At 68.3% G+C, this 24,849-nt stretch carries 20 protein-coding genes; 9 read left to right on the top strand and 11 right to left on the bottom strand.

Annotated elements, in window-relative coordinates:
• The first annotated feature begins 50 nt into the window (after nt 1-50).
• The gene (locus AC2YG9_RS07185) at nt 51-737 is read left to right on the top strand and encodes a response regulator transcription factor (RefSeq protein WP_487297543.1); all 687 of its coding nucleotides are present in this window, start codon (nt 51-53) and stop codon (nt 735-737) included.
• On the opposite strand, the gene AC2YG9_RS07180 is transcribed toward AC2YG9_RS07185, so the two are convergent.
• The 5 genes from AC2YG9_RS07180 to AC2YG9_RS07160 all read right to left on the bottom strand — a co-directional run bounded on the left by AC2YG9_RS07180 (nt 738) and on the right by AC2YG9_RS07160 (nt 6,269).
• On the bottom strand, nt 738-1,544 hold the full coding sequence (locus tag AC2YG9_RS07180) for an exodeoxyribonuclease III (RefSeq protein WP_487297266.1): 807 nt from the start codon (nt 1,542-1,544) through the stop codon (nt 738-740).
• Between the two features lie 256 nt (nt 1,545-1,800).
• Nucleotides 1,801-2,439 carry an outer-membrane lipoprotein carrier protein LolA gene (locus AC2YG9_RS07175; protein ID WP_487297265.1) on the bottom strand — a complete coding sequence of 213 codons (639 nt, stop codon included), beginning with the start codon at nt 2,437-2,439 and terminating at the stop codon, nt 1,801-1,803.
• Between the two features lie 70 nt (nt 2,440-2,509).
• Nucleotides 2,510-4,858 carry an FtsK/SpoIIIE family DNA translocase gene (locus tag AC2YG9_RS07170; protein ID WP_487297264.1) on the bottom strand — a complete coding sequence of 783 codons (2,349 nt, stop codon included), beginning with the start codon at nt 4,856-4,858 and terminating at the stop codon, nt 2,510-2,512.
• 96 nt (nt 4,859-4,954) lie between these two features.
• Nucleotides 4,955-5,635 carry a cupin domain-containing protein gene (locus AC2YG9_RS07165; protein WP_487297263.1) on the bottom strand — a complete coding sequence of 227 codons (681 nt, stop codon included), beginning with the start codon at nt 5,633-5,635 and terminating at the stop codon, nt 4,955-4,957.
• A gap of 82 nt (nt 5,636-5,717) precedes the next feature.
• A complete protein-coding gene (locus tag AC2YG9_RS07160; protein ID WP_487297262.1) occupies nt 5,718-6,269 on the bottom strand; it encodes a sigma-70 family RNA polymerase sigma factor in 552 nt (183 codons plus the stop codon).
• Between the two features lie 153 nt (nt 6,270-6,422).
• On the opposite strand from AC2YG9_RS07160, the gene AC2YG9_RS07155 reads away from it, so the two are divergent.
• Together AC2YG9_RS07155 and AC2YG9_RS07150 are read left to right on the top strand one after the other, a co-directional pair.
• On the top strand, nt 6,423-7,682 hold the full coding sequence (locus AC2YG9_RS07155) for a polyhydroxyalkanoate depolymerase (RefSeq protein WP_487297261.1): 1,260 nt from the start codon (nt 6,423-6,425) through the stop codon (nt 7,680-7,682).
• A gap of 67 nt (nt 7,683-7,749) precedes the next feature.
• The gene (locus tag AC2YG9_RS07150) at nt 7,750-8,475 is read left to right on the top strand and encodes a M48 family metallopeptidase (protein WP_487297260.1); all 726 of its coding nucleotides are present in this window, start codon (nt 7,750-7,752) and stop codon (nt 8,473-8,475) included.
• Between the two features lie 189 nt (nt 8,476-8,664).
• On the opposite strand, the gene AC2YG9_RS07145 is transcribed toward AC2YG9_RS07150, so the two are convergent.
• Complete coding sequence (locus tag AC2YG9_RS07145) at nt 8,665-9,279, bottom strand: thiamine phosphate synthase (RefSeq protein ID WP_487297259.1); 615 nt, start codon at nt 9,277-9,279, stop codon at nt 8,665-8,667.
• A gap of 11 nt (nt 9,280-9,290) precedes the next feature.
• Between AC2YG9_RS07145 and AC2YG9_RS07140 the strand changes: the two genes are divergently transcribed.
• Complete coding sequence (locus AC2YG9_RS07140) at nt 9,291-9,941, top strand: YggS family pyridoxal phosphate-dependent enzyme (protein WP_487297542.1); 651 nt, start codon at nt 9,291-9,293, stop codon at nt 9,939-9,941.
• A 53-nt stretch (nt 9,942-9,994) separates the two neighbouring features.
• Here the strand turns inward: AC2YG9_RS07140 and AC2YG9_RS07135 are convergent, their stop codons facing one another.
• From AC2YG9_RS07135 to AC2YG9_RS07125, 3 genes are all read right to left on the bottom strand, one after another.
• Entirely contained in the window at nt 9,995-13,615 is a 3,621-nt protein-coding gene (locus tag AC2YG9_RS07135; protein WP_487297258.1) for an ABC transporter permease/M1 family aminopeptidase, read from the bottom strand.
• 11 nt (nt 13,616-13,626) lie between these two features.
• Complete coding sequence (locus tag AC2YG9_RS07130) at nt 13,627-14,505, bottom strand: ABC transporter ATP-binding protein (RefSeq protein ID WP_487297257.1); 879 nt, start codon at nt 14,503-14,505, stop codon at nt 13,627-13,629.
• 123 nt (nt 14,506-14,628) lie between these two features.
• Nucleotides 14,629-17,100 carry a hypothetical protein gene (locus AC2YG9_RS07125; protein ID WP_487297256.1) on the bottom strand — a complete coding sequence of 824 codons (2,472 nt, stop codon included), beginning with the start codon at nt 17,098-17,100 and terminating at the stop codon, nt 14,629-14,631.
• Between the two features lie 251 nt (nt 17,101-17,351).
• Here AC2YG9_RS07125 and AC2YG9_RS07120 point away from each other — a divergent pair, with 251 nt between their 5' ends.
• Genes AC2YG9_RS07120 through AC2YG9_RS07110 form a run of 3 tightly spaced genes read left to right on the top strand, consistent with a single transcriptional unit; the run spans nt 17,352 to nt 20,187 of the window.
• Nucleotides 17,352-18,431 (top strand): GNAT family N-acetyltransferase, encoded by a 1,080-nt coding sequence (locus AC2YG9_RS07120; protein WP_487297255.1) that lies wholly within the window; start codon nt 17,352-17,354, stop codon nt 18,429-18,431.
• A 32-nt stretch (nt 18,432-18,463) separates the two neighbouring features.
• Nucleotides 18,464-19,666 carry a threonine ammonia-lyase gene (locus tag AC2YG9_RS07115; protein ID WP_487297254.1) on the top strand — a complete coding sequence of 401 codons (1,203 nt, stop codon included), beginning with the start codon at nt 18,464-18,466 and terminating at the stop codon, nt 19,664-19,666.
• A gap of 26 nt (nt 19,667-19,692) precedes the next feature.
• Complete coding sequence (locus AC2YG9_RS07110; protein WP_487297253.1) at nt 19,693-20,187, top strand: FKBP-type peptidyl-prolyl cis-trans isomerase; 495 nt, start codon at nt 19,693-19,695, stop codon at nt 20,185-20,187.
• A gap of 49 nt (nt 20,188-20,236) precedes the next feature.
• Here the strand turns inward: AC2YG9_RS07110 and purU are convergent, their stop codons facing one another.
• The gene (purU, locus tag AC2YG9_RS07105; RefSeq protein WP_487297541.1) at nt 20,237-21,079 is read right to left on the bottom strand and encodes a formyltetrahydrofolate deformylase; all 843 of its coding nucleotides are present in this window, start codon (nt 21,077-21,079) and stop codon (nt 20,237-20,239) included.
• Nucleotides 21,080-21,172: 93 nt separating this feature from the next.
• Between purU and argE the strand changes: the two genes are divergently transcribed.
• Nucleotides 21,173-22,351 carry an acetylornithine deacetylase gene (argE, locus tag AC2YG9_RS07100; RefSeq protein ID WP_487297252.1) on the top strand — a complete coding sequence of 393 codons (1,179 nt, stop codon included), beginning with the start codon at nt 21,173-21,175 and terminating at the stop codon, nt 22,349-22,351.
• On the opposite strand, the gene AC2YG9_RS07095 is transcribed toward argE, so the two are convergent.
• Nucleotides 22,344-23,147 carry an undecaprenyl-diphosphate phosphatase gene (locus AC2YG9_RS07095; RefSeq protein ID WP_487297251.1) on the bottom strand — a complete coding sequence of 268 codons (804 nt, stop codon included), beginning with the start codon at nt 23,145-23,147 and terminating at the stop codon, nt 22,344-22,346. The two genes, argE and AC2YG9_RS07095, sit on opposite strands and share 8 nt — an antisense overlap.
• 261 nt (nt 23,148-23,408) lie before the next feature.
• On the opposite strand from AC2YG9_RS07095, the gene AC2YG9_RS07090 reads away from it, so the two are divergent.
• Nucleotides 23,409-24,848 carry an NAD(P)-dependent oxidoreductase gene (locus AC2YG9_RS07090; RefSeq protein ID WP_487297250.1) on the top strand — a complete coding sequence of 480 codons (1,440 nt, stop codon included), beginning with the start codon at nt 23,409-23,411 and terminating at the stop codon, nt 24,846-24,848.
• Nucleotide 24,849 lies beyond the last annotated feature (1 nt).

The following is a 24,849-nucleotide window of genomic DNA, read 5'->3' as shown; positions in this document are numbered from 1 at the left end:
TGGCGTTGTCCGCTTGGCCTTCAGGCCCGAAACGGTGCATGGTTCTGTTCATGGCGCAAGGCAAGACCCTCCTGATCATCGATGACGACGACGACCTGCGCGGCGCGCTGGCCGAACAGCTGCGTCTGCACGAGGAGTTCACCACCCTCGAGGCGGCCACCGCCACCGAGGGCTCGACCATGGCCCGGGAAACCCGGCCGGACATGATCCTGCTCGACGTTGACCTGCCCGACATGGACGGGCGCGAGGCCTGCCGGCTGATGCGCAAGGCGGGGGTGACGGCGCCGATCGTCATGCTGACGGCGGCCTCGACCGACGCCGACACCATCCTGGGCCTCGAATCGGGGGCCAACGGCTACCTGACCAAGCCCTTCCGCTTCGCCGTCCTGCTGGCCCACATCCGCGCCCAGCTGCGCAGCCATGAGGCGTCGGAAGACGCGGTGTTCCGCATCGGCCCCTACGAGTTCCGCCCGGCCGCCAAGCTGCTGGTCGACGACAAGGGCAAGAAGGTCCGGCTGACGGAAAAAGAGACCAACATCCTCAAGTACCTCTACCGGGCCGGGGCCAAGGCTATCGCCCGCGAGGAACTGCTGACAGAGGTCTGGGGCTACAACGCCGGGGTCACGACCCACACGCTGGAGACCCATGTCTACCGCCTGCGCCAGAAGATCGAGCCCGATCCCGGCCAGGCGCGGCTGCTGATCACCGAAGCCGGCGGGTATCGGCTGCAGCCCTGATCAGATCATGAAGTCGGCGGTCACCGGCGCGTGGTCGCTGGGCTTGTCCCAGCCGCGTACGTCCTCATGCACCTTGGAGATGGCCTTGCCGGTGTGGAAGGCCGCGTCCCGCAGGCCGGGGCTGATCAGGATGTGGTCCAGGCGCAGGCCGCGGTTCGAGGCGCGGAAGTCGGCGGCGCGGTAGCTCCACCAGCTGGCCATCTTTTCCGAAGGCGGCACCACTTCGCGGGGCAGGTCGATGAATTTGCCCGAGGCGATCAGCGCCTCCATGGCCGCGACTTCGACCGGCGTGTGACTGACCACCTTGGACATGTACTTGTGGTTCCAGACGTCGTTCTCGCCGTGCGCCACGTTGAGGTCGCCGGTGACGATCAGCGGATTCCTGGGGTCGCGCCTGGCGAACTCGGCGGTCAGCTTCTCGAAGAAGTCGAGCTTGTGGTCGAACTTGGGGTTCAGTTCTCGGTCGGGAATGTCGCCGCCGGCCGGGATGTAGAAGTTCTGGATCTCGACCCCGCCGACCATGGTCCCGACACAGCGGGCGTGGCCGTTCTTGCAGACGTCCAACGGCGGTGAGTCCTCCAGCGGCAGGCGCGAGACGATGGCCACCCCGTGCCAGCCCTTCTGGCCGTGGATGCGGAAGTGGCGGTAGCCGAGGGCTTCGAACATCTCGCGGGGGAACTCGTGCGTCTGGCACTTGATCTCCTGCAGGGCGATGACGTCGGGGGCGATCTCGTCGACCATGCGGCCGATCAGGTCGCCGCGCGGACGGACAGAGTTGATGTTCCAGGTGGCGAGTCGAAGGCGCATGGGCCGTAGGTAGCGGCTGGGGGGTCGCACCGCCACTGCGACAAGAAAAACGCCCGGCGCCACTACGGCGCCGGGCGGGGAAAGTTGTCTCTCATGCCGCCGCCGGGAGGGGATAGGTTTCCGGCACGGTCCGCGGGCGGCGCGAGGTCGGACGCGCCAACCGCCATGTGTTGCATTAGAACAACGTCAACGCGGAAACGTCAACGACAATTCCGTGAAGGTTTGGCTGTGTCGGGTGGGACACAGTGGTGGCGATTCAGGGCCGGCCGGTCTTCTTCGCCGGCGGGAAGGGCGTGGCGAACAGCTTGGCGTCCAGCCCGCCGACCCGCTCCAGGCTGGTCAGCCGCACCCGCGTCGCGCCCTGCACGGTGGTCACGACCCAGCCCATCAGGGCGACCGGGCTGTCGGTGAAGTTCATCGTCAACGTGCCGCGCGTCTGCTTGCGTCCGTCGGACAGAGTCAGGGAGAAGCCGCCGTCCAGCCGGCTGACCTTGTTGACCACCACCCCTTTGTCGAGCCGTACGTCCTGGGCCAGGAACAGGGCCAGGGGCGTCTGGCCGAGCGGATAGCGGTTGACGGTCTTCAGCCGGGTGTCGGCCTCGGAGACGAAACGGCCGTCGCTGACCAGCAGCTTGCTGACCGGGGCGTCGTAGGCGAATCGGGCCTTGCCGGGCCGCTGCAGGTAGTAGCTGCCTTGCGTCTGGGTCCCGCGCGGGTCGGTCTGGATGAACCGACCCTTGGCCGAGCTGAGGCCCTGCAGATAGGCGGTGGCCTTGTCGACCAGCGCCTTGTCGGCCGGCGACAGGGGCGCGGCGACGGCGGCGCCGGCGGTGGCCGTGGCGGAAAGGGCGATCAGGCCGGCGAGGGTGTCGCGGCGGTTCAGGTGTTGGGTCATGTCGGCCCTAAAGTCGTTGGTCGTCCTTCGGGTTGCAACCTGACGCGTCCGCAGGGCGAAAAGGAGGCCCTTACGGCGGCGCCCCGACCAGGATTTCACGCTTGCCGGCATGGTTGGCGGCGCCGACGATGCCTTCGCGCTCCATCCGCTCCATCAGCGAAGCGGCTCTATTGTAGCCGATCTGCAGGCGGCGCTGGATATAGCTGGTCGAGGCCTTGCGGTCGCGGGTGACCACGGCCACGGCGTGGTCGTAGAGGTCGCCGCCAGAACCATCGGCGGCCACGGCGCCCTCGCCACCCTCCTCGTCGTCCTCGCCGCCGGCGGTGACTTCTTCCAGGTAGTTGGGCATGCCCTGGTCGCGCAGGTAGCGGGCAACCGCTTCCACTTCACCGTCCGAGACGAACGGGCCGTGCAGGCGTGTCGTGCGGCCACCGCCGGCCATGTAGAGCATGTCGCCCATGCCCAGCAGCTGTTCGGCGCCCTGTTCGCCCAGGATGGTGCGGGCGTCGATCTTGCTCGTGACCTGGAAGCTGATCCGGGTCGGGAAGTTGGCCTTGATGGTGCCGGTGATGACGTCCACCGACGGGCGTTGCGTGGCCATGATCAGGTGGATGCCGGCGGCGCGGGCCATCTGGGCCAGGCGCTGGACGGCGCCTTCGATGTCCTTGCCGGCCACCATCATCAGGTCGGCGACCTCATCGATGACGACGACCAGATAGGGCATGTGCTCAGGGCGGATCTTCTCGGACTCATAGATGGCGCGGCCGGCGTCGTCGAAGCCGGTCTGGACGGTGCGCTCGAAGTGCTCGCCCTTTTCCAGCGCTTCCTTGGCCCGCTCGTTGTAACCGCCGATGTTGCGCACGCCGATCTTGGACATGCGGCGATAGCGGTCCTCCATCTCGCGGACGGTCCACTTCAGGGCGACGATCGCCTTCTTGGGATCTGTGACGACGGGCGCCAGCAGGTGCGGGATGCCGTCGTAGACGCTGAGTTCCAGCATCTTGGGGTCGATCATGATGAAGCGGCACTGATCCGGCGGCAGCTTGTAGAGGATCGACAGGATCATGGCGTTGACGCCCACCGACTTGCCGGAGCCGGTGGTGCCGGCGATCAGCAGGTGGGGCATCTTGGCGAGGTCGGCGATGTAGGGTTCGCCGCCGATGCCTTCGCCCAGCGCCATGGGCAGGATGGCGCCCTGTTTCTCGTAGTCGGGGCTCGACAGCAGGTCGCGCAGATAGACGGTTTCGCGCTTGGCGTTGGGCAGTTCGATGCCGATGGCGTTGCGGCCAGAGACGACCGACACGCGGCAGGCGGCGACGCTCATCGAGCGGGCGATGTCGTCGCTGAGGGCCACGACGCGGGCGCTCTTCACCCCGGGGGCGGGGGTCAGTTCATAGAGGGTGACGACGGGGCCGGGGCGGATCTGGTCGATGGCGCCGCGCACGCCGAACTCGGCCAGCACGCTTTCCAGCAGGCGGGCGTTCTGGCGCAAGGCCGCTTCGTCGAAGGTGTTGGCGCGGGGTTTCGGCTGGGCCAGCATCGACAGTTCCGGCAGCTGGAAACCGTCCTCGCGGTCCTCGAAGTCGAAGGCCGGCTGGCGCTCGCGGGCGGCGCGGTCGGAGGCGCGGGCCGGGACCTTGGGCTGGCGAATGTTGAGCACCGGCTCGGCGACCGGGGCGGCGACGGGGAGGGCGTCCTCGTCCTCGATCGGCGGCAGGGGCGCGCGGGCGGCGGCGCGGGGCTTGGCGGCCTTGCGGACCGGGGCGGGCGCGGGCTGCGCCTTCGGCTCGCGGTGCATCAGCCGGGTCAGGGTTTCGGGGTCGAAGCCGGCGGCCAGTTTCTGCAGGCCCAGCGACCAGACCGTGGCGGTGATGCCTGCGCCGGCCAGGATCAGGCCGGCGAACAGGGCGGCGCCGGGCAGATGGACAAAGCCGAACAGGTCGCGGACCAGGCTGAACAGGCCCTGACCCCATAGGCCGCCGAGGCCCAGGGCCAGCGGCCAGGCGGCAGGCGGCGGCGGCGCGGCGACGGCGGCCGACAGCAAGAGCACGCCCAGAGCGCCGACGGCGGCCTTGATCCGCAAGGCCTTGCGGCCCCGGTCCGGCTCGGCGTCGAGCACACGGGTCATGCCGAAGGCGGTCATCAGGATGGCGGTCAGCCAGGCGCCCAGGCCCAGCGACTGCATGGCCAGATCGGCGATCAGGGCGCCGCCGCCGCCGAGCGCATTGGTGGCGGCCCCGCCCGAGGCGGCGTTGAAGCTGGGATCGGCCGGATTGTAGGTGGCCAATGCGACAGCAAGCGCCGCGCCGGCGGCCGCCGTCACCCCGCCCCGGAAGCGCGCCGTTCCCGGCAGGCCCCAGGCGATGACCGCCGCTTCGACAAGCAGTTCCGCGCCAGACCGCCGCGCCGCCTTCGCCATACCCAAATGCCCTTCGAACCCAATAGGGGTCCGTTGTGCGCGCGGAGGGTTAAGAGGCGATTTACCTTGCGCACAGCTGGGGTGCGTCAGGGGGTCCTAGCTGCCGAAACCTGTGAGTTTCTGCAGCAGGCCGATCGAGCCGTCGAAGCGGGCCGAGCCGTACGAGACGGCCAGGGCGTAGCAGACGTCGCCGGGCAGGGCCTTGGGCTCGTGCTTGAAGCCGGGAATGCCGACATTGATGTCGCCGGGGCCGTAGGTCTGGTGACCGTCGTTGAAGGCGCCGGTCAGGACCAGGGTGAATTCCTCGCCCTCGTGATCATGGGTGGCGACGCCGGCGCCGGGCTCGATGCGCAGCAGGTCGACCTTGCCCGGACCGTCCATCGGGATCGACAGGCGCTTGATGCCGAAGCCGGCGAAGCCGAAGTTCTTGCCGCCCATGATGGCCTCGAAGGCCGCTTCGCGGACCGGGTCGGGCAGGCCCGCCAGCTCGTTCAGGGTTTTGGCGGCGCCCGTGGCGGCGCGGTTGTCGCTGGTCGGAGCCGGGCCGCGCACGTCGAGATCGCCAAGCGCGTCGATGCGGGCCAGGGCGGCGTCGGCGCCGCCGCTGAGGTCCATCGGTGCTTCGTCGTCAAGGAACAGGCCGGCCAGGTCCTCGTTCGGCAGGGGGCGGTCGTCGCGCACGGCGGCGGCGGCCGAGGCCAGAAGCTTCAGGCCCGCGTCGGGCGCATGCTGCAGGCGGTCGGCGAAGACGTCGATGTTGGCGTCGGCGGCAGTCACGGTTGAAGCCTCGGTTTTCCAGTCACGAGAGGCGAGATAGACCGGGGTCCAAAGTCGTCAAGGCGACGACAAGTGCGACATTTCATGCCGATTCCTCCAGCACGGCGCGAAGCTTGCCGAAGGCCAGTCGTAGCCTGGACTTCACCGTGCCCAGCGCCAGTCCGGTCGCCTCGGCGATCTCGCTGTGACTCAAGTCATCATAGAAGGCGCGCCTGACCAGGTCGCGCTGTTCTTCCGGAAGATTCAACAGGGCGGCGGCGATGCGGCGCTGTTGCTGTCCCGCGTCCAGTTCCTCGTGCGGTCCGGCCATCGGGGCCGGCTGCAGCGAGGGTTCCTCCGCGTCGAGGTCGGCGGTGCGGTCCCGGCGGTAGATGTCGATGCGGCGGTTGCGGGCGATGCGGAAGATCCAGGTCGAGACGGAGGCCCGCCTGGCGTCGAAACTGCCGGCCTTGCGCCAGACGGTGACCAGGACCTCCTGCGCCAGTTCCTCGGCCCGGGCCTGGTCGAGGCCGAGCCGGGCGAGGTAGCCCTTCACCCGGGGGGCGTAATGGTCGAACAGCTGGCGGAAGGCGGCGCGGTCGCCGCGCTCGGCGATGGCGATGACCAGGGCCGCATAGGGATCGCTCCCCGCCATGACACGCGCCTCAGACAACGCCCCGAAACTCCCTCTTTCCGGACTGCAGCATAGACCATTGGTCAGCCAAATGGGCAACCACACGCATCGATTTGCCGCTGGACTTCGTTAAGTGAACGCGTGTTATGCTGCGCTGCAAAATAGGTCGGACACATGCTCTATACCCTGCAGGAAGCGACGTACTACACGTCGACCCCCATGCGCTGGATGGCGCGGGCGACCCGCGACTTCTGGTCCTCGCCGCTCAATCCGGCCAAGGATTCGGTGATCGGGCGCAGCCTTTATGCTGCCGCCGACCTCTACGCCAACGTCACCCGCCGCTACGGCAAGCCGGCCTGGGGCATCGACAAGACCGAGGTCAACGGCGTCACGGTCAAGGTCCGTGAGACCGTGGTCTGGGAAAGCCCCTGGTGCCGCCTGATCCAGTTCGACCGCGACATGGGCGACATGCGCCGGGCCGGAAAGATGCAGCTGGACCCCGCCGTCCTGCTGGTCGCGCCGCTGTCGGGCCACTACGCCACCCTGCTGCGCGGCACGGTCGAGGCCCTGATTCCGCACCACGCCGTCTTCGTCACCGACTGGGTCAACGCCCGCGACGTGCCGATGATGGAGGGCCGCTTCGACTTCCACGACTACATCGACCATGTGCGCGAGATGCTTGGCGTCATGGGGGCCCGGGCCCACGTCATCGCCGTCTGCCAGCCGGGGCCGCCGGTTCTGGCCGCCGCCGCCCTGATGGCCGCCGACAACGATCCCAACCGGCCGCGCAGCATGACCTTCATGGGCTCGCCCATCGATGCGCGCCTCTCCCCGACCGTGACCAACAAGCTGGCCGAGGAACGGCCCTTCACCTGGTTCCAGTCGAACATGATCTACACTGTGCCGCCGCCCCATCCGGGCGCGCTGCGGCGGGTCTATCCGGGCTTCGTGCAGCTGGCCTCCTTCATGTCGATGAACCTGGAGAAGCACCAGGACGCTCACCGCCGCTACTTCGACCACCTGGTGATCGGCGACGACGACAGCGCCGACAAGCACCGGGTGTTCTACGACGAGTATCTGTCGGTCCTCGACCTGACCGAGGAATTCTACCTGCAGACGGTCGATATCGTCTTCCAGAAGTACCTGCTGCCCAAGGGCGAGCTGATCCATCGCGGCCGCAAGGTCGACCTCGCCGCCATCACCGACATCGCCCTGATGACCGTCGAGGGGGAGCTGGACGACATCTCCGGCGTCGGCCAGACCCAGGCGGCGCACGGGCTGACCCCGAACATTCCCGAGGCGCTGAAAGAGCTCTACGTCCAGCCGGGCGTCGGCCACTACGGGGTGTTCAACGGCCGTCGGTTCAACGAGGAAATCCAGCCCCGGGTGGCCAGCTTCATCCGCCGCGTGGACCCCGACTTCGCCGACAGCTGACCGGCGTTTCAGCGGTATTGCGAAATGACCGTTTTCCGGCCCCGCTTTACGCGGTAGTCGGAGGGCGATGAGTCTGTTCAAGCCGCCCGCCTACAACCACGGCGACCGCCTCGAGGCGGCCGGCCATGTGCTGCGGCTCAGCGTCAACGCCCGCGCCCGCCGTATCTCCCTGCGCGTCGACCGCACCCGCCGCGAGATCATCGCCACCGCCCCCACCGCCAAACGCCTGTCGGAGGCCGTCGCTTTCGCCCGCGAGCGCGTCGGCTGGATCGAAGCCCAGCTGGCCGACCTGCCGGAAGCGCGGGTGGTGAAGCCAGGGATGGTGGTCGAACTGTTCGGGCGGCCGTTCAGACTGGAGACCAGGCCTGGACGGGCGAAGATCGATCTCGAGGCCGGGGTCATCGCCGCGCCAGACGACGCCGCTTTTGGCGACCGGGTCATGCGGCTGATCAAGGCCGAGGCCAAGCGCAAGTTCTCCCAGATGACGGCGGGCTATGCGGCCCAGCTGAAGGTCTCGACCCCGAGCGTCAGCGTCATCGACGCCAAGGCCCGCTGGGGCAGCTGCACCCCGGCCCGGATCAGCAAGCCCGCCTCGATCCGCTACAGCTGGCGGCTGGCCCTGGCCCCGTTCGCGGTGGCCGACTACGTGGCCGCCCACGAGTGCGCCCACCTGATCGAGGCCAACCATGGGCCCAGGTTCTGGGCCCTGGTCGATGAGCTGTTCGGCGATCCGGCCCCGCACCGCGACTGGCTGCGGGCCCATGGGGCCAGCCTGCACGCTTTCGGGCGCTGAATTTCGACCATTGTAGCACAATCGGGTCAAAAATTCTTCTTTTAAATCAACCAACTAGTTGTCTCGAAACGACCCGTCGAAGGGCGCGTTCCGACCCCTGGCGGTCCACGATTCGACCCATCCGAAACCACCCTCGAACCTACCGCCATCCGACGCAGGTTGGTGGGGGTCGGCGGACCCGAAATAATTCTACCCGGGCAAAAAGGCTTCGATGCCGGCGAGACCGGCCGCGCCGGTGTCTTCGAGCCGGGGGGCGGTATCGGCGGTGACGCCGCCGAGGGCGTAGACCGGGGCCGGGGCGGCGGCGACCAGGGCGGTGAAGGCTTCGATGCCGAGGGGGGCGCCGGCCGAGGGGCTGTTGGAGGGGAAGACCGGGGAGACCAGCAGGGCGTCGGCGCCGGTGGCGGCCTGGGCGGCGGCCAGGCCGTGGGCGGCGGCGGTGAGGATCCAGTCCGGATGCGCCGTGCGCAGGGCGGGGAGCTGGTGGGCCAGGCGTTCGGGGAGGTGGAGGCCCTGGGCGCCGATAGCCTGGGCCAGATCGGGGTCGGCGCCGGCCAGAAGGATCAGGCCCCGGCGGCGGGCGATGGCGGCGAGGCGGCGGCCGCGCTCGACGGCGTCCGGGGCGCCGAAGGGGCGGAAGATGACGCCGACTTCGGGCGGCAGGGTTTCGAGAACCGCCTCGGGGTCGGGGACGCGGTCCGGGTCGGTGAGGAACAGCAGCCGGGGCAGGGGCTTGGCAGGGGCGCATGCCGGGCGTAGGCGCTTGGCGGCCTCCACCAGTTTCGCGAGCTCGCCCTGTGCCAACCGATCTCTCCATTCCCGAACGCCGGGCCGCCATCCTGGGCCGTATCGCCGGGGCGGCGAAGGCGGTCGGACGGTCGGCGTCGGACGTGACCCTTGTGGCCGTGTCCAAGCTGCAGCCGCAAGAGAAGATCACGGCGATGCTGGACGCGGGGCAGCGGGTGTTCGGCGAGAACCGGGTGCAGGAGGCGGCGGCCCGCTGGGTCGGCGAGAACCGGCGCGAGGGGCTGGAGCTGCGGCTGATCGGGCCGCTGCAGAGCAACAAGGCGGCCGAGGCCGTGGCGCTGTTCGACGTCATCGAGACGGTGGATCGGGAGAAGATCGCCGGGGCGCTGGCCGAGGCGATGGCGAAGTCGGGACGGACGCCGAGGCTCTATGTGCAGGTGAATACCGGGGAGGAGCCGCAGAAGGCGGGCGTTTCGCCGGCGGAGGCGGACGGGTTCATCGCGCTGTGCCGGGAGCGCTACGGGCTCGTGATCGAGGGACTGATGTGCATTCCGCCGGAGAATGAGCCGGCGGGGCTGCATTTCGCGCTGCTGCGGAAGATCGCCGCGCGGAACGGGGTTGAGCGCCTGTCGATGGGCATGAGCGGCGATTTTGAAACCGGGGTACGGTTCGGCGCGACCAGCGTCCGTGTGGGCACGGCGCTGTTCGGGGCGCGGTAGGCGGGGTTCCCAAGCTCTCCCCCCGCTCGCGGGGGAGAGTTCAGTTGGTCGTCCTAGCTCCCAACCTTGAACAGGTTGTCGTCCGCATTCCTGTCGATGAGGATGTTGTAGGGGTCGGTTCCGACCCAGGCGGGGCGTTTGGGGACCGTGACCGTGACCGTCTGCTTGCCGCTGCGGATCGGCCGGCGCTCCAGGATCAGGACGCTGGACCTGTCGAAGCCCGCCTTGCCGGGCTGGCGGGTGAAGACGCCGATGTCGAGCATCTCGTTCATCGGGGACTCCGTCTCCTTGCCGTCCTCCTTGGCGTAGAGCTTCTTGGCCTCGACGGTCAGTGTCACATCGAACCTGCCGTCCTTGCGGGCGGTCACCCTGGCGTCCGTGGTTTTCACGTCATAGAGGGTGATGTTGTAGAACAGGTCGTCGATCAGGCCGTGCTTTTCGGCCGGCGCCCGGGCCTTGAACATCTGCACCAGCTCGGTCGAGATCGGGTAGGGCGCGCCCTTGAAGGCATGGCGCTTGAGGAACTCGGCCAGGGTGGCGTTGACGTTGTCCTCGCCGATCTCCTCGGCCAGGCGGTACATGACCAGCGAACCCTTGCGGTAGTGGATGTAGCCCTGGCTGCCCCGAACCCGGACCAGCGGTTTTTCGCCGAGGGGATCGCCGCCGCGGTTGCGCAGGTAGCTGTTGAGCTCGTAGCGCAGGAACTTGCGGATCCGGTCCTCGCCGTAGAGCTTCTTCATGACCCGCAGGGCGCTGTACTGGGCCAGGGTCTCGGAGGTCAGGGTCATGCCTTCCTGATCGGCGCCGATGACCTGGTGGGCCCACCACTGGTGGCCGATTTCATGGGCCCCGACATAGGTGACCATGTCGATCTTCTCGGGGTCACGGTAGTCGGCGATGAAGAACAGGTTTTCCGACCAGGGCATGGTGCCGGCGAAGGCCTGGGCGAAGTCGCCGTAGGCCGGGAACTCGATGAAGCGCAGGTAGTCGAACTGGTAGGGGCTGAAGTTGGCCTGGTAGTAGTCCAGCGAGGTCTTCATCGCCGTGAACATGCGATCGACGTTGTAGGCGTGGGCGGGGTCGTAATAGACCTCCAGCTCGATGCCCTTGTAGGTCTGGCGGCGGACCGCGTAGGCGGCCGACTGGATCGAGAAGAAGGGCAGGACCGGGGCCGTGGTCACGAAGTGAGCCTGGCGGCGCTTGCCGGCCGGGGTGTCGATGATGCGGTCCGAAATCCGGCGGCCGGGCGCGATCGGCGTCTGGCCGGCGTCGGTGGTGACCGTGATATCGGCGCTCATGAAGTCGGCGTCGTGGCGCAGGTAGTTGAACTGGCGTGACGGGACGTCGCCCAGCGGGGCGACCGGCGGCTCGGGGCTGAGGCCGGCCTTCACCCGCTTGGCGCGGTCGACCAGGCCGCCGCTGCCCCAGATGCCCAGGGTCGGGGCGAATTCCGCCGAGTTGATGAAGGTCCCGTTGTCGACAATGCGGCTCTCGTTGCCGCTGTTCCTGAAGCCCTTCTGCGAGCGTTCGGTGATGAAGCTCATGGTCAGGACGTCGCCGGGCTTCATCGGCTTGTCGAGGGCGAAGATGCGGTAGTTGAACTTGGCCAGCGTCTCCTTGGGCCAGGCGCCCTGGATGCTCAGGCCCTTGACCTTGAGGTCGCGGTCGAAGCGGACGTGGATCTGCTTGATGTCCTCGTTCGTCAGGTTCCTGAGGACGTAGGTTCCGGTGACCCGCAGCATCGGCTCATGCGGCCGCAGGTCGACGTCGAGCTTCATGGACTCGATCTTCGGCTGCGGCACCTTGTCGAAGTGGCGCTCGTTGATCAGGACGCGCTCGTACTCGCCCATCCAGCGGTCGTTGTCCTTGCCCGTGCGGAAGTCGTTCCAGACGTTGGTGTTGAGGAAAATCCAGCCGCCGACGCCGGCAAAGCCGAGGAAGGCGACCAGCAGCACCAGCCCGACCGGACCGCCCAGGCGTGACGGCGCGCGGCGGAAGCGCGGCCACAGCCGGCCCTCGGCCCCCCGCTGCCAGACGGCATAGGACAGGGTGACCAGGATGACGGCGAAGAAGGTCCAGTAGAGGCGGAACCACCAGGCGCCGATCCAGAACTTGCCCAGGCCGTTCATGTCCGAGGCGGTGACCTGGGGCGCGCCGCCGTAGTTGTAGAGGTTATGCTCCAGACCCAGGCTGACGAAGGTGAAGGTCGAGATCATGTAGAGGACCATCAGGCCCCAACCGGCGAACTTGTTGGGGCTGATGGCCTGGAAGAAGATGGCCAGCACGGCCAGCAGGATGAAATCCAGGGACTGGGGCAGCAGCAGCCAGATCAGGGTCTTGCCGAGCTCGAAGTTGAAATAGCCCTTGAACACCTGGACCAGCAGGGCGACCACGGCCCCGCCGATCAGGGTGGAGATCAGCACCAGCGAAATGGCCAGCACCTTGGGCAGGAGGAAGGCCCAGTCGGCGACGGCGGCGGCGCCGACCAGCTCGTGGGTCTTCTTCTCGCGCTCCCGCCAGACCAGCTCGCCGGCGTAATAGAGGGCGATGATCAGCGGGATGATGGTGAAGCTGGTGGTCAGCCGGTCGAGCATCAGCCGGGTGACCGGATAGACCACCCCGCCGTACTCGCCGTTGTTGGTGACCAGCCACAGCTGCCAGGCGGCGAACAGCACGCCGATGGCCAGCAGCACGAAATAGGCAGGGCTGCGGAAGACCTGGCCCATGTCGAGCCGGGTGCGGGCCCACAGCTGGGCCCAGGCGGTGGCGTTGTTGAACACCGGGCGCGGCAGGGCGGTCAGGGGAGGCGGCGGCGGCGCGCCGGCCACGGCGGCCCTGGCCTGCAGCTTGAAGGCCTTCAGCCGGCGGCCGCGCAGGGCGCCGGTCTGGAAGCGGAACAGGGGGTAGGCGGCGGCGAGGAACAGGATCGGCACGCCGATCCACAGCAGCTTGTTCCAGAGCAGGAGGCCGGTCAGGGCGGGGCTGAGGCTGTTGCGCTCGGCGATGGTCCAGTAGCGGGTGGCGTCGCCGTAGGCGGCCGTGCCGAAGGGGTCCCAGAGGGCGCCGACCTCGCGCAGTTCCATGCGGCTGGCCATGACCAGCAGGACGATGCGCAGGATGATCAGCACCACCACCCCGATGTAGGTCCACATCATCGAGCGCGTGGCGGTGGCGATCGAGAACAGGATGGCGCAGGTCGTGAACAGCATCGGCAGCGACACGACGCCGAGCGTCCACAGGTAGTGGCCGGCGAAGATCGGGCCGAGGGTTTCCTTGTCCACCCAGGGCATCAGCGAGCCGAGGATGAAGCCGAACGGCACCGCCAGGAAGGACAGGCAGGCGGCGGCGAAGGCGCCAAGGAAGCGGCCGTAGAGGTAGTCGAACTTGTTGATCCGGGTGGTCAGGATCAGCGGGCCATAGCCGGTCTCGTCATCGCGGATGACGACGTTGGCGACGAAGGCGGTGGCGATGAAGGTGTAGAGCAGCCCGAAGATCGAGAAGGTCTGCACGGTGGCCCAGGGGCCGTTGACGTGGACGTTCGAACCGAAGCTGATCTGGATGAACTCCGAGGCCAGCACCCCGAAGGACAGCAGGGTGAAGGCGATCACCGCGACCCAGAAGATGGGCTGGCGGATCTGGTAGCGGAATTCGAAGGCCGCGATCTTGCCGAACATGGGCGCTGTCCTCAGGCCGCAGCGCGGGCGGAGGCGAGGGTCGAGAAATAGACCTCTTCCAGCCCGCCGACGACGGGCGTGAAGCCGTCGCCCGGATCGCTGTCGGCCTCGATGTCGACCACGGTGCGGCCCGAGAACAGGCGGACGGAGATGACGTTGTAGCGGGCCTTGACGGCCTCGAGGTCGGCCTTGGCGATGACCTTGGTCCAGATGCGGCCCTTCAGCGCCTCGATGAGGGTCAACGGGGCGCCCTGTTTGACGATGCTGCCGGCCGCGATGATGGCCATGGCCGGGCAGAGGTCGGCGACGTCCTCGACGATGTGGGTCGAGAGGATGACCACCACGTTCTCGCCGATCTCGGCCAGCAGGTTGAGGAAGCGGTTGCGCTCTTCAGGGTCGAGGCCGGCGGTGGGCTCGTCGACGATGATCAGGGCCGGATCGCCGATCAGGGCCTGGGCGATGCCGAACCGCTGGCGCATGCCGCCGGAGAAGCCGGCCAGGGCCCGCTTGCGGACATCCCAGAGGTTGGTCTGGTTGAGCAGGTATTCGACCGTCTCGCGGCGCTCCTTGCGGCCTGCGATGCCCTTGAGGATCGCCATGTGGTCGAGCATGTCGTAGGCCGACACCCGCGGGTAGACGCCGAAATCCTGCGGCAGGTAGCCGAGCGTCTTGCGCAGCTCCTCGGGGTGTTTGAGCACATCGATGTCGCCGAACCGGACCTGGCCCTCGGTCGGGGCCTGCAGGGTGGCGATGGTCCGCATCAGGGTCGACTTGCCGGCCCCGTTGGGGCCCAGCAGGCCGTACATGCCCTTGGGCACGATGAGATTGACGTCGTCGAGCGCCTTGGCGCCGTTCGGATAGATGTGCGTCAGATTCTCGACGATCAGCATGGCTGCGCGAACCCCTTCGGTCAGATCCTGTGCCGGCCGTACTGTTGGCCGGTTACTCCCCCGTCACAGTCATGGCGGGGGAGTCCGAAAGGGGCAAGTGAAACAACGGTAAGGGGCTGGGGCTCAGAGGATCCAGTCGCCGTATTCGGCGGTGACGTCGCCGTTGATCTTGACCTGATAGTCGACCTTGGCGTCGCCGTTGACGTCGAGGCGCACCGTGGTGACGCCGGCCGCGAAGGTCAGGGTCATCTGGCCGGCGACCTTGGTGAAGGCGGCGGCGTAGACGAAGGTCCCGTCGCCGGCCCCGGCCCCGTTGGCGTCGATGGCCGAGAAGTCGAGGCTGTCGCCCTCGGCGGTCGAGAAGTCGTAGATCTGGTCGGTCTCCAAGGTGGCGCCGAAGGCGTGGGCGACGACGAAGGTGTCGTCTCCGAGCCCGCCGCGCAGCAGGTCGTTGCCGGTCCCGCCGATGACGATGTCGTCGCCGTCGTTGCCGTTGATGGTGTCGACCCCGGCCCCGCCGTCCAGGGTGTTGGCGCCGCTGTTGCCCTGGATGTTGTTGGCCCCGCCGTTGCCGGTCCCGTTGAGATCGCCGGTTCCCTGCAGCTCCAAGCCCTCGACGTTGGCGGCCAGGGCGGCGATGGTGATGAAGGATCGAACGATGTCGAAACCCTCGAGGGCATTCTCGTTCACAACGTCGCCGGCGTTGTCGACGATGTAGACATCGTTGCCCGTGCCGCCGGTCATGTCGTCGGCCCCGGCGCCGCCGTCGAGATAGTCGTTGTCGGCCCCGCCGTCGGCGGTGTCGTCGCCGCCGCCGCCGTCGAAGCGGTCGAGGCCGACGCCGCCGGTCAGGGTGTCGGTCCCGTCGCCGCCGAACAGCTTGTCGGCCCCCGTGCCGCCGGTCAGTTCGTCGTTGTCGCCGCCGCCGTCGAGGATGTCGTTGCCCGTGCCGCCGAGGATGTCGTCGGCCCCGGCCCCGCCCAGCAGGGTGTCGTTGGCGTCGCCGCCGTCGATCTCGTCGTCGCCGCCGCCGCCGTTGAGGACGTCCTTGCCGGCCGCCCCGGTCAGGCTATCGTCGAAACCTCCGCCGGTGATCGTGCTGCCCCCGGCATCGGCCGTGGCGGTGACCCGGCCGTAGACGACATAGGCCCGGCCGGTGCTGGAATAGTAGCCGACGGCCCCGACCAGCAGGTCGGCGATGCCGTCGCCGTTGAGGTCGCCCAGGGCCACCGCCTCGCCGGCCGACTGGCTGCCCGCTCCGCCGATCAGGGTCATGCCGACGCCGGCGGTCAGGTCCTCGACCCCCATGGTCGCCGAGAAGTTCGTGCCGCCGAACACCACCCAGGCCGTACCGGCGTAGTTGAGCCCGCCGGGCCGGGCGCGGAAGCTGCCCAGCACGACGTCGTCGAAGCCGTCGCCGTTGAGGTCGCCGCCGCCGCCCGACTTGATGCCGACCGCGTCGTAGGCCGCGGCCCCGTCGATGCGGAAGCCGTTCTCGCCGTCGAGGTCGCCGAGGTCGAAGGTTGCGCCGGGCGCCGCCGCGGCGCCGAACACCACATAGGCCGAGCCGGTGTAGAAGCCGGCGAACTCCGCGCCGGAGGCGCCGATGATGATGTCGCCAAAGCCGTCGCCGTCGACATCGCCCGCATAGGCCACCGAGGCGCCGACCCGGTCGTTGCTGGTCTCGGCATCGATGCGATAGCCGTTGGTCCCGTTCAGGGCGCCGGCATTGAGGACCGCGTCGAAGGGGTCCTCGGATCCGAACACGACGTAGGCGGCCCCGCCGTAGCTGTGCAGGCCCGAGAAGGCGCTGGCCCCGACGATGACGTCGGCCAGGCCGTCGTCGTTGACGTCGCCGACCGCCACCGAGCCGCCGAGCCGGGCGCCGGCGTTGGATCCGTCGATGCGGAAGCCGTCCGAACCGTCGAGAGTGGCCAGGTCGATGTCGGTCGGCAGGCCTCCGTCGACGCCGAACACCACCCAGGCGCTACCGGCGTAGGCGGCGTAGGCGCTGCTGAACAGGCTGCCGAAGACGAAGTCGTCGATGCCGTCGCCGTTGATGTCGCCGGCCGCCACGGTGCGGCCCAGACGGTCGCCGGCCGCCTGGGCGTCGATGGCGATGCCGCCAGCCCCCATGGTTCCGACGTTGACGATGGCGTCGAAGGCGGTGGTCTTGCCGTAGACGACATAGATGCCGCCGGCGTTGGCGCCGGCCCCCGCCAGACCCGGCGCGCCAACGATCAGGTCGTCGACGCCGTCGCCGTTGACGTCGCCGGCCGACACGCCGTAGCCGAGATAGACGCTGGCATTGTAGCCCTCGATGCGGAAGCCGTCGGTTCCGTCGAGGTCGCCCAGGTCGATGGCCGGCGGCAGGCCCTGGGCGTTGCCGAAGACCACGAAGACGCCGCCGCTGCCGACGCCGTAGGCCCCGTCGAAGCCGCGCGCGCCGACGATGAAGTCGCCGAACCCGTCGCCGTTCAGGTCGCCGACCGTGAGCGCGCCGCCGGTGAATTCGAAGATGGCGGTCCCGGTGGCTACCGTGCCGAGGCCGGGCGGGAAGGTGGTCAGGTTTACAGTGGTCGGCAGTCCGGGCATGGCGATGCGCTCCCCTGCGGGCGCGCGAGAAGACCTGTGCGGCCTCGCGGGCGCCCGGCAAGGCGACCGAACATCGTTTTGTTAACCCTGTCGACGACAGGGGCGCCCAAAATGAGGGGGTGCGCCACCGAGGGTTACATCACCGCCGATCAGTCTCTGTCCGGTGGCGCCGGCCGGCGCTCTCTAAACCAAGGCGAAACGGTTGGCGCCTAAAGTGAGGGGTTCAAGTATCGGCCCAATGAGACCGCCCTGTGCAGATCGACGTCCTTCGTCCGGAAGAGCTGAGCCCCGCCCAGGTGGAGCGGTGGGCCGCGCTGCAGGCGGCGCAACCGGGCTGGCACAGCCCCTTCCTGTCGCCCTGGTGGGCGAAGTCGGTGGCCCGGGCGCAGGGCTCCAAGGCCAACGTCAAGGTCGCTATCCTCAGTGAGGGCGGCGAAGACGTCGGCTTCATGGCCGCCAAGGTCGGGCCGATGACCGCCATGCCGGTCGGGGCGCCGATGTGCGACTACCAAGGCTTGGTTAGCGCGCCGGGCGTGCGCATCGATCCGGTGAAGGTGGTCGAGGCCTTCGGGGTCGGGCGGCTGGATTTCTCGCACATGCTGGGCTGCCAGGCCGACTTCACGCCGGGGTTCAAGGGGACCCAGCCGAGCTTCGCCATCGACATGCCGGACGGCTATGAGCCCTATGCGGACGAGCGCAGGGCGGCGGGGGTCGGCATCCTCAAGGACTGCGACAAGAAGCGGCGCAAGCTGGAGCGGGAGGCCGGGGAGCCGGTGTTCACCGCCTTCTCGCGCAGCAAGGCCGACTTCGACCAGCTGATGGCCTGGAAGAGCCAGCAGTGGAAGGCGACCGGGCAGACGGACGTTCTCGGCGCGGGCTGGACCAGCCGGCTGGTGCGCGACCTCTTCCAGAGCCGCGATCCGGAGTACGGCGGCATCCTGTTCACCCTGCATGTCGGCGACCGGTTGGCGGCGGCGCAGTTCAACCTGCGCGCCCACGGGACGATCAACAGCTGGCTGATCGGCCATGATGCGGAGTTCACCCGCTGGTCGCCCGGCATGATCCTGTTCCAGGACATCCTGCGCTGGATGAACGACACGCCCTATCGGCGGCTGGATCTGGGGGCCGGCGACTACCGCTTCAAGCGGGAGTTTTCCAACCTGATCACCCCGGTCAGCCACGGCTTTGTCGGGGCCGCCTCGCCGGCCGCCCTGGTGCGGCACGCGGCCTATGCGCTGCGGGGGGCGGCCGAGGCCCTGCCGCTCGGGCCGGTGTCGGAACTGCCCGGCAAGGCGATGCGGCGGCTTGACCTGATCCGTGGATTGCGGTGAAGCCTCCGGCTTCGCTTAACTCCCGGCTTTAAATGACCCTCCACATCGACGACATCCGCGCCGCCGCGGCCCGCCTGCAGGGCCATATCGAGCGCACGCCCTGCCGCTATTCGAAGACGCTGTCGGAGATTACCGGGGCCCAGGTGTGGGTGAAGTTCGAGAACCTGCAGTTCACCGCCGCCTACAAGGAGCGCGGGGCGCTCAACAAGCTGCTGTTGATGAGCGAGGCCGACAAGGCCAAGGGCGTCATCGCCGCCAGCGCCGGCAACCATGCCCAGGGGCTGGCCTATCACGCCACCCGGCTGGGCGTGCCCTCGACCATCGTCATGCCCAAGGGCACGCCCTTCGTGAAGGTCGAGCATACCCGCGCCCACGGGGCCAATGTGGTCATCGAGGGCGATAGCTACGACGACGCCTACGCCCACGCCATGAAGCTGAAGGATGAGCGGGGGCTGACCTTTGTCCATCCCTTCGATGATTTCGAGGTGATGGCGGGCCAGGGGACCATCGCCCTGGAGATGCTCGAGGACGTGCCGGACCTGGAAGTCCTGCCGGTGCCGATCGGCGGCGGCGGGCTGATCAGCGGCGTCGGCACGGCGGCCAAGGCGCTGAACCCGGATATCAAGATCATCGGCTGCGAGCCGGCCATGTACCCCAGCTTCACCGCCAAGATGCGCGGCATGAATGGCCAGGCCGGCGGCCAGACCATCGCCGAGGGCATCGCCGTCAAGCAGGTCGGCGAACTGACCTATTCGGTGACCCGGCCGATGGTCGAGGACGTGCTGCTGCTCGAGGAGCCGTTCATGGAGCGGGCGGTGGCGCTGTACTGCAACGTCGAGAAGACGGTGGTCGAAGGGGCGGGCGCGGCCTCCCTGGCGGCGCTGCTGGCCTATCCGGAGCGGTTCCGGGGCAAGAAGTGCGGCCTGATCATCACCGGCGGCAATATCGACACGCGGCTGCTGGCCAGCGTGCTGACCCGCGAACTGGTGCGGGCCCAGCGGATCATCTCGCTGCGGATTGTCGGCGATGACCGGCCGGGGCTGCTGGCGACCGTGAGCCGGGTGATCGGCGAGATGGGCGGCAATATCATCGAGGTGGCCCACAACCGCCTGGCCCTCGACGTGCCGGCCAAGGGCGCGGAGTTCGACGTCATGATCGAGACCCGCGACGCCCAGCACACCCAGGAGATCATGGACGCCCTGCGCGAGTGCGGTTATCCGCCCCGGGTGGTCTAAAGACCCGTTGTTTGAGAGAACCCCAGATGCGCTTCATCCCCGTCATCCTCGCCGCCGTCGCGGCCCTGTCCCTGGCCGGTTGCGACAACGAGCGCCTGGCCCAGAAGAACGCGGTCGAGGGCGAGGCCTTCCTGAAGGAGAACGCCACCAAGCCGGGCGTTCAGACGATGAAGGACGGCATCCAGTACATCGTCGTCACCTCGGGCCCGGTCTCGGGACTGAAGCCCAAGCGGGGCGATGAGCTGAAGGTCCACTACGAGGGCAAGCTGCTCAACGGCAACGTCTTCGACAGCAGCTTCGAGCGCGGGGCGCCGGCGATCATGCCGCTGCAGAACCTCATTCCCGCCTGGATGAAGGTCATTCCGAACATGCGGCCGGGCGATGAGTGGATCATCTACGTCCCGTCCGAAGAGGGCTACGGCAAGGACGGCGCCTCGGGGATTCCGCCCAATTCCGTGCTGGTGTTCCGGATCAAGCTGCTGGGCGTGCTGCCGCAGCGCGGAAATTCGATGCTGGGGTAGCCCCCCACTGTCGTCGCCGCGCGACGACAGCGCCCCCGAAGGGCATGCATCAGTCCGTAAACACCACGGTCTTGCGGCCGTTCAGCAGCACCCGGTCTTCCAGCCGCCAGCGCAGGGCGCGGGCCAGGACGCGGCGTTCGATGTCGCGGCCCTTGCGGACCAGGTCTTCGGGCGTGTCGCGGTGGCTGATGCGTTCGACGTCCTGTTCGATGATCGGGCCTTCGTCGAGGTCGCCGGTGACGTAGTGGGCGCTGGCCCCGATGACCTTCACGCCGCGCGCGTGGGCCTGATGGTAAGGCTTGGCCCCCTTGAAGCCCGGCAGGAAGCTGTGGTGGATGTTGATGCAGCGGCCTTCCAGCTTGGCCGCCAGGCCGTCCGACAGGATCTGCATGTAGCGGGCGAGGACGACGATGTCGGTCTGGGTTTCCCGGATCAGGGCCCAGAGCTGGCCTTCCTGTTCCAGCTTGGTGTCCTTGCTGACCGGCAGGTGGTGGAAGGGCAGGCCCTTGAGATCGACGTGCTGGAAGGTCTCGGCGCCGTGGTTGGAGACCACCGCGCTGATGTCCATCGGCAGTTCCTCGATGCGCCAGCGGTAGAGGAGGTCGGCCAGGCAGTGGTCGGTCTTCGAGGCCAGGATCATCACCCGGTAGCGCTGGGTGGGATCGCGCAGGGTCCAGGTCATGGCGAACTGGGCGCCGGTGTCGTTGAAGGCCTCGCGCAGGGTCTCGGCCGTGCCGCCGTTGGGGTCGAAGACCACGCGCATGAAGAAGCGGCCGGTCTCGGCGTCGTCATACTGCTGGGCGTCGAGGATGTTGCAGTCGCGCCCGGCCAGGAAGGTCGAGACGGCGGCGACGATGCCCCGACGGTCGGGGCAGGCGAGGGTGAGGATCAGGGACGGGGCGGTCATGTCGGCTTGGCGCGTACCGGTGTGCTTCCGGCTTCGCAAGCCAGTTCCCCTGAAGACGCTATGGCTTATGTAGGGGCCATGAGTGTTTCGCCTGACGTCCTGCACGACCGCGCGGTCGACATCCTGACCACCCTGGTGGGGTTCGACACCACCTCGCGCCGCTCCAACCTGGCGCTGATCGAATGGGTGGAGGGGTATCTCGCCGACCTCGGCATCGAGAGCCGGCGGGTCGGCAACGCCGACGGAACCAAGGCCAACCTGATGGCGCGGATCGGGCCGGCGGCGGCGGGCGGGGTCATCCTGTCGGGCCATACCGACGTGGTGCCGGTCGATGGCCAGCCCTGGTCAACCGACCCCTGGACCCTGACCGAGAAGGACGGGAAGCTGTACGGGCGGGGCAGCGCCGACATGAAGGGTTTCATCGCCCTGGCCCTGGCGGCGGCGCCGGAGCTGGCCAGGGCCGACCTGAAGCGGCCGGCCTGGCTGGCCCTGTCCTATGACGAGGAGATCGGCTGCCTTGGGGCGCCGGCGATGATCGAGCAGCTGGCGGGGGAGGACCCACCGCCGGCCCTGGCCGTGGTCGGGGAGCCGACCGGCATGGAGGTGGTCGGGGCGCACAAGGGCATCCTGTCGGCCAGGGTCACCATCACCGGCCATGAGGCCCATTCCAGCCAGACGCATCTGGGGATCTCGGCCAACATGGTGGGCTTGAGGCTGATGGGCGAACTGACCGCCCTGGCCGAGCAGCTGATCGCCGACGCCGATCCGGCCTCGCCGTTCGAGCCGAAGCACGCGACGCTGACCATCGGCCTGATCCAGGGCGGCACGGCGGTGAACATTCTGGCGCGAAAGTGCAGCTTCAGCTTCGACCTGCGCAGCCCGCCGGACCAAGACCCGACTGTCCTGCTGGCGCCGTTCTGGGAGCGGTGTGCGGTTGTGGACGCCGAGTTGAAGGCGCGGTTCCCCGAGTGCGGCGTGGCGTGGGAACTCTACAGCAATGTCCCGCCTCTGGCCCTGCAGCCGGGCGGACCGGCCGAGGCGCTGGCGCGGCGGCTGGCCGGCGACAACGGGCCGCTGCGGGCCGTGAGCTATGCCGCCGAGGCCGGGCAGTTCCAGCGGGGCGGGTTCCCGGTCGTGCTCTGCGGCCCGGGCTGGATCGATCAGGCGCACCAGCCGGATGAGTGGATCGAAGTCGCCCAGATGCGGCGCGGCGCCGGGTTCATGGTGCGGTTGGTGGAGGCGCTCAGCGCTAGCTGAAGGCCAGCAGGGCGAGGCCGGCGACCCCCGCCACGATACGCCACCAGCCGAAGGGGCTGAGGCCGTGTTTGTCGATGAAGCCCAGCATCCATTTGATGACGACCAGGCCGCTGACGAAGCTGACCACGAAGCCGATGGCGATCAGCATGACGCCGTCAGGGCGGGCGAAGATGGCCTCGCGGCCTTCAAGGAAGTCGAGGGCGAAGGCGCCGATCATGGTCGGGATGGCCAGGAAGAAGCTGAACTCGGCGGCGGCGCGCCGCTCCATGCCCATGAGAACGCCGCCGACGATGGTGGCGCCGGAGCGCGAGACGCCGGGGATCATGGAGAGGCACTGCAGAAGGCCGACGCCCAGCGCCGTGCGGAACGGCGTCTGCATGGCGTCTGTGACCTTCGGGGTCGGGCGCCAGCGGTCGAGCAGGATCAGCACCACCCCGCCGAGGATCAGCGACCAGCAGACGATGGTCGGGTTGAACAGCACCGTCTTGATGAAGTCGTGCAGCAGCAGGCCCAGCACCACCGCCGGAATAAAGGCGATCAGGACGCTGAGGGCGAAGCGGCGGTCTTCGGGGCGGGTCGGCAGGCCGACGAGGACCTTCCACAGCCGCTGGAAATAGAGGGCGATGACCGCGAGGATGGCGCCCAGCTGGATCATCACCACGAAGGTGTCCCAGAACCCCGGCTCCAGCCCCAGCGCCCGGCTGGTCAGCAGCAGGTGACCCGTCGAGGAGACCGGGATGAACTCGGTCAGGCCCTCCACGAGGCCGAGGATGATGGCGGACAACCAGTCGGGCATTCAAACGGCCTCGTGACGCGGAAAAGCCTTGTCCCGGCTGGCGCGAAAGATGGCAAGGGGCGGCGCCGAAAATCCTCGACCGTTAATGGTGGTCCAATTATCAGACCAATTGTGCTGATTTGGTCAGCGCGAGCCGCCCTCTTGTGCGGCATCACAGATAAGTCGGTCAAATAAATAGACCGTCGCATTCTTGTTGCTCAAACGAGTCCCTATGAGCCGTTTCGCGCAATTTTCGACCCCGGATAGCGGGTGGGGACTCTTATGGCCGAACGGATGCTGAAGTTCACGGTGATCGACCGCCGCACGCCGCAGAAGCGTGAGGCCGCCGCGCGCGACCGCGACTTCCAGGAAATCTACGCCGACTTCGTGGATGCGAAAGCCAGTGAGCAGGCCTCGCGCTGCTCGCAATGCGGCGTGCCCTTCTGTCAGACCCATTGCCCGCTGCACAACAACATCCCCGACTGGCTGCGGATGACCGCCTCGGGCCGGCTGCAGGAAGCCTATGAGCTGTCGCAGGCGACCAACGCCATGCCCGAGATCTGCGGCCGCATCTGTCCGCAGGACCGGCTGTGCGAGGGCAACTGCGTCATCGAGCAGTCGGGCCACGGCACCGTCACCATCGGCGCGGTCGAGCGCTATCTCTCGGACAAGGCCTGGGAAGAGGGCTGGGTGCCGCCGCTGGTCGCCGGCCCGGATCGCGGACAGTCGGTGGGCGTCGTCGGCGCCGGTCCGGCCGGCCTGGCCGCCGCCGAGCGGCTGCGCGAGCAGGGTTACAGGGTCACCGTCTACGACCGCTACGACCGGCCGGGCGGCCTGCTGGTCTACGGTATCCCCGGCTTCAAGCTGGAGAAGGATGTCGTCGAGCGCCGCACCAACCGCCTGGCCGACGGCGGCATCGTCTTCAAGCTGAACTTCGAGGTCGGCAGGGACGCGACGCTGGAGGACCTGCGGCGCGAGCATGACGCCGTGCTACTGGCCACCGGCGTCTATGCCGCCAAGGACCTGCCCGTGCCCGGCGCCGGCTCAGCGGGCGTGGTCGCCGCGCTCGACTATCTGACCGCCTCCAACCGCAAGGGTTACGGCGACGCCGTTCCGGCCTTCGACAGCGGCGAGCTGGATGCGCAGGGCAAGAATGTCGTCGTGGTCGGCGGCGGCGATACGGCCATGGACTGCGTGCGCACGGCCATCCGCCAGGGCGCGGAGTCGGTGACCTGCCTTTACCGCCGCGACCGCGAGAACATGCCCGGCTCCCTGCGCGAGGTGCAGAACGCCGAGGAAGAGGGCGTGGTCTTCGAATGGCTGGCCGGGCCGCGTGCGGTGACCGGCGGCGCTGACGGCGCCAATGGCGTGCGGGCCGCCCGCATGCGTCTGGGTCCCGCCGACGCTTCCGGGCGCCAGAGCCCCGAGCCCATCGAGAACGGCGACTTCGAGATCAAGGCCGACCTGGTGATCAAGGCGCTGGGCTTTGATCCGGAAGACCTGCCGACGACGCTGGGCAGCCCCGACCTGGAGGTCAGCCGGGCCGGGACGGTGAAGATCCACCGCCGGTCGAAGCAGACCAATCTTCCCGGCGTCTACGCCGCCGGCGACATCGCCCGGGGCGCCTCGCTGGTCGTCTGGGCCATCCGCGACGGCTTCGACGCCGCCGCCTCGATCCACAAGCAGCTGTCGGCGACGCCGGCGCTGGTCGCCGCGGAGTAGA

The organism is Caulobacter sp. SRI_014 (assembly GCF_057586315.1).
The sequence above is the reverse complement of the archived record's forward strand: the minus strand, read 5'-3'. Positions and strand labels throughout refer to the sequence as shown.

Excerpts from the sequence above, each read along its gene's own strand:
- AC2YG9_RS07150 (WP_487297260.1), top strand. The coding sequence starts at position 7,750 with ATGAGTCTGTTCAAGCCGCCCGCCTACAACCACGGCGACCGCCTCGAG.
- argE (WP_487297252.1), top strand. The coding sequence starts at position 21,173 with ATGAGTGTTTCGCCTGACGTCCTGCACGACCGCGCGGTCGACATCCTG.
- AC2YG9_RS07170 (WP_487297264.1), bottom strand. The coding sequence starts at position 4,858 with ATGGCGAAGGCGGCGCGGCGGTCTGGCGCGGAACTGCTTGTCGAAGCG.
- AC2YG9_RS07130 (WP_487297257.1), bottom strand. The coding sequence starts at position 14,505 with ATGCTGATCGTCGAGAATCTGACGCACATCTATCCGAACGGCGCCAAG.
- AC2YG9_RS07135 (WP_487297258.1), bottom strand. The coding sequence starts at position 13,615 with ATGTTCGGCAAGATCGCGGCCTTCGAATTCCGCTACCAGATCCGCCAG.
- AC2YG9_RS07160 (WP_487297262.1), bottom strand. The coding sequence starts at position 6,269 with ATGGCGGGGAGCGATCCCTATGCGGCCCTGGTCATCGCCATCGCCGAG.
- AC2YG9_RS07180 (WP_487297266.1), bottom strand. The coding sequence starts at position 1,544 with ATGCGCCTTCGACTCGCCACCTGGAACATCAACTCTGTCCGTCCGCGC.
- AC2YG9_RS07110 (WP_487297253.1), top strand. The coding sequence starts at position 19,693 with ATGCGCTTCATCCCCGTCATCCTCGCCGCCGTCGCGGCCCTGTCCCTG.
- AC2YG9_RS07185 (WP_487297543.1), top strand. The coding sequence starts at position 51 with ATGGCGCAAGGCAAGACCCTCCTGATCATCGATGACGACGACGACCTG.
- AC2YG9_RS07095 (WP_487297251.1), bottom strand. The coding sequence starts at position 23,147 with ATGCCCGACTGGTTGTCCGCCATCATCCTCGGCCTCGTGGAGGGCCTG.
- AC2YG9_RS07155 (WP_487297261.1), top strand. The coding sequence starts at position 6,423 with ATGCTCTATACCCTGCAGGAAGCGACGTACTACACGTCGACCCCCATG.
- AC2YG9_RS07115 (WP_487297254.1), top strand. The coding sequence starts at position 18,464 with ATGACCCTCCACATCGACGACATCCGCGCCGCCGCGGCCCGCCTGCAG.
- AC2YG9_RS07125 (WP_487297256.1), bottom strand. The coding sequence starts at position 17,100 with ATGCCCGGACTGCCGACCACTGTAAACCTGACCACCTTCCCGCCCGGC.
- AC2YG9_RS07175 (WP_487297265.1), bottom strand. The coding sequence starts at position 2,439 with ATGACCCAACACCTGAACCGCCGCGACACCCTCGCCGGCCTGATCGCC.
- AC2YG9_RS07090 (WP_487297250.1), top strand. The coding sequence starts at position 23,409 with ATGGCCGAACGGATGCTGAAGTTCACGGTGATCGACCGCCGCACGCCG.